This is a genomic window from Paenibacillus sp. 01T422 (genome assembly GCF_056398785.1).
On record NZ_JBFTQB010000453.1, the window covers coordinates 1 to 5,915 of the forward strand.

General features: G+C 43.7%; 7 protein-coding genes and 1 pseudogene. 1 reads left to right on the forward strand and 7 read right to left on the reverse strand.

Annotated elements, in window-relative coordinates; translation table 11 throughout:
* Positions 1 to 327: 327 nt before the first annotated feature.
* From AC1DUA_RS22880 to AC1DUA_RS22900, 5 genes are all read right to left on the reverse strand, one after another.
* On the reverse strand, positions 328 to 969 hold the full coding sequence (locus AC1DUA_RS22880) for a hypothetical protein (RefSeq protein WP_477501966.1): 642 nt from the start codon (positions 967 to 969) through the stop codon (positions 328 to 330).
* A gap of 311 nt (positions 970 to 1,280) precedes the next feature.
* Positions 1,281 to 1,862, reverse strand: a complete 582-nt coding sequence (locus tag AC1DUA_RS22885; protein WP_477501967.1) for a TetR/AcrR family transcriptional regulator — start codon at positions 1,860 to 1,862, stop codon at positions 1,281 to 1,283.
* A 195-nt stretch (positions 1,863 to 2,057) separates the two neighbouring features.
* The gene (locus tag AC1DUA_RS22890; RefSeq protein WP_477501968.1) at positions 2,058 to 2,708 is read right to left on the reverse strand and encodes an MBL fold metallo-hydrolase; all 651 of its coding nucleotides are present in this window, start codon (positions 2,706 to 2,708) and stop codon (positions 2,058 to 2,060) included.
* Positions 2,709 to 2,727: 19 nt separating this feature from the next.
* Positions 2,728 to 3,939, reverse strand: coding sequence for a multidrug efflux MFS transporter (locus tag AC1DUA_RS22895; RefSeq protein WP_477501969.1), 1,212 nt, complete (start codon positions 3,937 to 3,939; stop codon positions 2,728 to 2,730).
* Positions 3,940 to 3,983: 44 nt separating this feature from the next.
* Entirely contained in the window at positions 3,984 to 4,550 is a 567-nt protein-coding gene (locus tag AC1DUA_RS22900; RefSeq protein ID WP_477501970.1) for a cysteine hydrolase family protein, read from the reverse strand.
* A 120-nt stretch (positions 4,551 to 4,670) separates the two neighbouring features.
* On the opposite strand from AC1DUA_RS22900, the gene AC1DUA_RS22905 reads away from it, so the two are divergent.
* Positions 4,671 to 5,030: a TetR/AcrR family transcriptional regulator gene (locus AC1DUA_RS22905; protein WP_477501971.1), complete on the forward strand. Its 360-nt coding sequence runs from the start codon at positions 4,671 to 4,673 to the stop codon at positions 5,028 to 5,030.
* Between the two features lie 35 nt (positions 5,031 to 5,065).
* Here AC1DUA_RS22905 and AC1DUA_RS22910 read toward each other — a convergent pair whose 3' ends face one another.
* Together AC1DUA_RS22910 and AC1DUA_RS22915 are read right to left on the reverse strand one after the other, a co-directional pair.
* Positions 5,066 to 5,653 (reverse strand): TetR/AcrR family transcriptional regulator, encoded by a 588-nt coding sequence (locus tag AC1DUA_RS22910; RefSeq protein WP_477501972.1) that lies wholly within the window; start codon positions 5,651 to 5,653, stop codon positions 5,066 to 5,068.
* Positions 5,654 to 5,668: 15 nt separating this feature from the next.
* Positions 5,669 to 5,915 (reverse strand): annotated as a pseudogene (locus tag AC1DUA_RS22915) (short-chain dehydrogenase); the annotation flags it as partial.

Consider the following 5,915-nt stretch of genomic DNA (forward strand, 5'->3'; position numbering starts at 1 on the left):
ACTTCATATAGTCCACTCAACTAAAAAATGTCCACCCTGCTTTGTCCTCATTAATCATCAACAAACAATAGTTCTAACATGGGGTTAATCACCCTCCCCTCCTGCCTTTTCGCTAATGTGTGGCGTCTGTTTTAACCAATTCTAGGAAAAATAAGTTTAAAACTCAATGGAATATTTTATTTGGAAAATTGATTTTTTTTAGGACAAAAAAAGCCGCAGCTATGCGACTTTAAGTTTATAAGCCATATGGAAATCATTCGTGCTTAGCAATTGTAGACTTTTACTTCTTCAGTTTGTTTTTATGTGGCAATGAAATAAGTCCCTGCACTAACTATTTAATGGATATATAAGCTGTATGTCCTTAGCTTTAACCATTCCTTCATATATGACGTAATTATGGTCTGCACCTACAATACATAAAATACGTTTGCCTAGATGTTTATTGATTGCATTCTTTATCCGTTGAGTCATGATTAGATTTCTGCATTCCCATTGAAATACATACGACTCTGGATTGATTTCTTTTAGCCAGTCGTATTTCTGCTTGGTAATAGTGTCGTATTCCAATGAATTGAAAGGAATAGCACTTGCGTTCCAAGTGGAAAGTTGTCTCTGAAACCATTGCTCGGATTCCGTGTTCAATACGCTCCGTTGTTGCTCGTTATAGTGTTTGAATGGATCAAAATCCATCCAAACATCGAGTTCCACCCAATCAATAGGTTCAAAATCGTATTTCATCTCTTCGCATAAGGGAAAAATTAAATCCCAGTACTCACTTGCAGGTTCTCCCCAATATCCTCGATGTGTGGAATCCCTTTTGTATTTCTCCCAGCTGTCGGGAAGTACTTCACCGCATATGACATCTGGATTAAATTCTAAAATCAACTTCTTTATTACATCCAAAGTGAAATGATACTTGTTTCGCAATTCATTGTCATGAATGACCCCTAAGATTCCAACTGTTGACATGATTCTCCCCCATCTAGTCAGATTTGTTGGTTTGGTAACACCTGATAAAACTATGATTTAATAATCATCTAATTAGATGAACGTCTAATATCAAGGTACAAGAACACAATTCCTTTGTCAACCTTTTATTAAGCGTTTTCGAAAAGCTATTGCACACTCAACACTCCAGTCAACAACGTTGATTGAATAGGATGCTCCCATAACATAAGATAGACCTAGATCGACGATCAACACGTTGTTCATTACGAATTTGAAAAGAGGATGCCCCTCGCCAGCTTCATGGCTTTAGGGACATCCTCTTTTCATTTGTATTATGATTTCATTCCGAAATATTTGATCTTCACATAAATGATTGCCATTTCTTCAGGCGTTTGCTGCATATCGTTATTCAGCCAATCTTCGATAATACCTAGATAAGCAGAGGTTGCAAATGCGGAAAAATACGTTTTGGGTATCGTTGGATCATCCAATTTCTCAATAAACTCCGCGAAAAATCCATTTTTCAAAAACAATTTCAGTTTCTGTGCAAAGGCAGGATCACCTTGAGATCCTAATAGACCCTTCAGCATCCGACCGTTCTGTTTGATAAATTGAAAAACTTGTACCAATGGAAAATATGGCGTATTTTCTTGATGACATTTCCGCATATCCAGCACATTCAGCATTTGCATGTAATGGGTCAACTGAGTTAGAAAATCATTTTCTATTTGATCAATCAAGTCATATTTGTCCAGATAATGCAAATAAAATGTGCCGCGATTGATCTGTGCTTTAAGYGTCAARTCCCTGACAGTAACACTGCTAAATCCTTTTTCCTCGATGAGAAGCAACAAGGTGTCTTTTATTAATACACGCGTTTTTCCGATCATCCGATCATGCACTTTCTTTACCAAATGCCTCTAACCTCTCAAGTAACGCCGCCACTACTCAACGTTACAATTTATTGACACACTCTTATCCTTAAAGTATTGTAATCCGATGCTAACAAACAATCAACTTGATCCCAACTGAAATATCTACCTAGGTTTTTGTAACGGAACATCATTTCAATAAGCCCGAGCATGCTTTTGCGTGGAAACAACTTGGCTTTACTCATACTGCATCGTAACGACACCTCTGAATTCATCGAGGTTTTCCTTCGTCACCTGCAAAGTCTTCACCTCTGTCCGGCGCGTCCCCACAGCCTCGATGAACTTATCCACCTTGGCAAAAACAATTTTCCCAAGAATGCCTAATGCCTTTGTCCGATAATGCATCGGGATCGCAACAGTCGCTTGCAATTGACGCATCACGTGAGCAGCTTCCTCACCATCGAGCGTCATTTTGCCTCCTACAGGAACGATGAGAATGTCGACCTTGCCGATTTCCTGAGCCTGCTCCTCTGTGAGAAGATGACCCAGATCACCACAATGACAGATCGTTAACCCATCTATTTTGAATCGAAAAATGATATTAGGGCCACGTTTCTTCCCATTCACTTTATCGTGGAACGTCTTGAAACCGTCGATACTCACATCACCGCGTGTATATGATTTCAGCTCATTAACCAGCAAGTAATCGCCCGATGCGGCTTGCACTTTGTTGTGATCAGCATGATTATGCGTGACGACGACAATATCGGATTCAATCGGAACCGGCATGCGATAACCAAGAAATTTATAATAAGGATCGATGAGAATTCTCGTTCCCTCTTCAGACGTTAGCAAGAATGAAGAATGACCAAACCATTTAATTTGCATGAGTACAACCCTCTTTTGTTTATTGGATAATCGTAAGCTCCCTATTGGCTTGGATCTTTTTATACACGTTAAAATAGACCCAACCTGCATTGATCAGCAACAACGCACCCGTGACTATAAATACATATCTACTGCCGAGCCAAGCCGCTACCTGTCCGCCCAAAATAGCACCTGCAAATACGCCTAAATATCCTGCCGACATCGTAAAACCGAAAACTCTTCCGGTAATCGCTGTGGGCGTGATTTTCTTGATCAATATATTCACCGTAGGAGTCAAACCTGCCGCCGTGAGACCTAGCAGAAAGCGAAGAACCATCAGCTCCCAAGGATTGGTTACGAAAGCTTGGGGGATGAAGATGATGCCGGCAGCAATAAGCGAAATCAACATCACTTTATGTGCCCCTATGCGATCGGACAGTTTTCCAAGCCTTGGCGCAGCAAAAATATTGGCCAATCCAGAGGCTGAGAATGTGATCCCTGCAATCAGAGCTACATGATTAAGATTATGGGACAACTGGGTAATATAGACGGTGAGAATGGGTTCAACGGAATAAAGCGCTACGGTTAAAATAAAAAAGGTGACGAACATCGTTATCGTCAAGCTCTTCTCTGGAATAAGTGCCCAAATTTCTTTGGCGCTTTGCACTTGTTTATCTTCACGCGTGAATGTTTCTTTCACGAACATGGCCGTCGTCATGAAAGCCAGCAGCATTAGCCCGCCTGTGATAAAAAACACATTTTGCATGCCGAAATTCTCTACGAGAAATCCGCCAATTAAGGGGCCCAGCAATGAACCTGCAATACTGGCAGTTGACAAGGTAGCTAAAGCGTAACCTGCGTGGTTCTTTTCCGTCTGCGTTGCAATTAAAGTTGTGCAGGCCGTCCCATACCCCGTTATTATGCCCTGCAATAGTCGCAGCCCGATCAACACATATACATGGGGAGCAAAACCCATGCTGCCAATAACAATAGCCATGCCAAGACTTGCTCGCAGCAACATCGGTTTACGCCCGAACTTATCCGCGGCAGCCCCCCAAATAGGTGAGAAAATAGCAGAGACGACAAAGGTAATCCCAAAAGCAATGCCCGAATACTGGGCAATTAAACTTGCATCATTTACACCAAGATGCTGGATAAAAAGCGGTAATACTGGCGCAATCTGACTCATGCCCACGCCTGTCACAAACATGCCAAACCAGCAAACGATCAAATTTCTTTTCCAAATTGGCATMGAAACAAGCCTTCTTTCCATCTTCTTGCTGCAGAGCTTACATCTTAATGTGTACCAAAAGAATGGATCCACGCGTCTGTAGTCAGTACCTCTGCTTGACGAGGGAATACCTTCTCAACGAGAACCCGGTGAACCTCGGGATCGCCATCCAGGCATGCATCTGAAAGAACTTTCAACGTATAATCACGATCCGCTGCTTCTCTCAGAGTAGACAGCACGACACCACTAGTAGCAATTCCAGTAAGAATCAATGTGTCGATTCGGAGAGATCGAAGGATGACCTCTAGATCGCTTCCGGAGAATGCGCTAACGCGGAGCTTCGTTACGATCGGCTCTCCTGGCTCAGGCTTCACAGATTCATGAATTTGTGTCGCTATGTCTGAAGTAGTCATGCCACCGTACTGCGAGATTCTTGCTGCCATATTGTTGCGCGGGTTAAGCTCAGGGTAACCTTCGCGGAACGCGATTCGCACATAAATAACCGGGATATCGTTCTTGCGCGCGGCTTCAATTGCTTTTTGAAATGGAAGCAGCTCCTCTTCGGGGAAACGAGATGCGATACCGTTCTGCAAATCCATGATCAACAATGCGCTTTTATCGTAATTCGGCATGTCTTGTACACTCCTATTCCTTATGATAATATTAAGCGGAGACCTCTCCATTTATAATAAACGGAGACTTCTCCGCTTGTCAAGACGACTCATACAACACAATAGGAAGTGATGATTATCATGTTTGATTCAGAGACACCCCCTCGTTCAGAACGTCGCGACGCAGCCGAGAATCGCCAGCGCATCTTGGATGCGGCATTTCGATTATTCGATCAGAATGGCGTCGAACAAGTTAGTATGAACCAAATCGCCGCGGAGGCACAGATCGGTCCAGGTACACTATATCGCCGCTATCGCAACAAGGGTGAACTGTGTTTGGATTTAATGAAAGAGAACATCATTCTCCTCTTTGAAAATATTGAAACATACATGCAACAACACCGCACAGCTCCGCCAAGCCAACGATTGAACGGCATTCTCGAGTTATTTATCGCTTTCAGGGAGAAGAAGTCCCAGTTGCTTCAAGGCGTTGAGGGATAAAAACCCTCACCAGATGGCGAGGGTTTATCTGACTATCAAGTCAAGAGCTTGATCAAACGGTCTACTTCTCGCTGCCAATACCCCTTGCCCACTTGGGTCTCTTGGATCATTAGCCCTGTGACCACGGAGAAATAAAGAAAGAGCAGCTGCCGGGGATCACCTTTTCCGAATTCACCAAGTTCCTGCCCTTTTACAAATATAGGAACCAATAAATCCATCGTATCCTCGGGGCGATACCGCGAGATTGCTTGCCTAGCCTGCTCCGGCACTCCCTCCTCAGTTTGAGCCTGCTGAATGAGTAAGAAATAGTGCTTGTGGCTATCGTCCAGCATGTTCCATGTTAGTGCTTTGAATTGTTCAATTGGCGTTCCCGGAAGCAATGGTACGTTCCTTATCGAGGTTTGCGCCTCTTCTATGGCCTCATGAACGAGCAGCGTGAACAGTTCTTCCTTGGACTGAAAATAACGGTAAGTAAGCCCTTGGCTGATACCGGCTTCCGCGGCAATCATGCTTATCTTCGTGCCGGCAATCCCTCTGCTTGCGAACACTTTGAGCGCAGCCTTTTTGATTTGCTCTCTTCGTTCGTCGTAGTTGCGATCGGGCGGGTTATTCGTTTGCGACATTGTGGTTACTCTCCTCTATGATATTTCCGAATTTCGAGTTTGACTCTCACTAACTTCCCAGAGCTTTCGTGCACATACCTCATTATAGCCCGGAGAGGCGGGGCGGGTTTCCTTCATATCCGCAAAGTACTTGCCGTTCTCTCCACTAATTTCGCTCGAATCCGCAAGCCAGACGAGCGTCTCTGCTCCTTTTTCCACTGGTTGGGAGAATCGTTTCATGACGGCCATCGTCATCCGCGCCAGCATGCCATTATCCTGATTG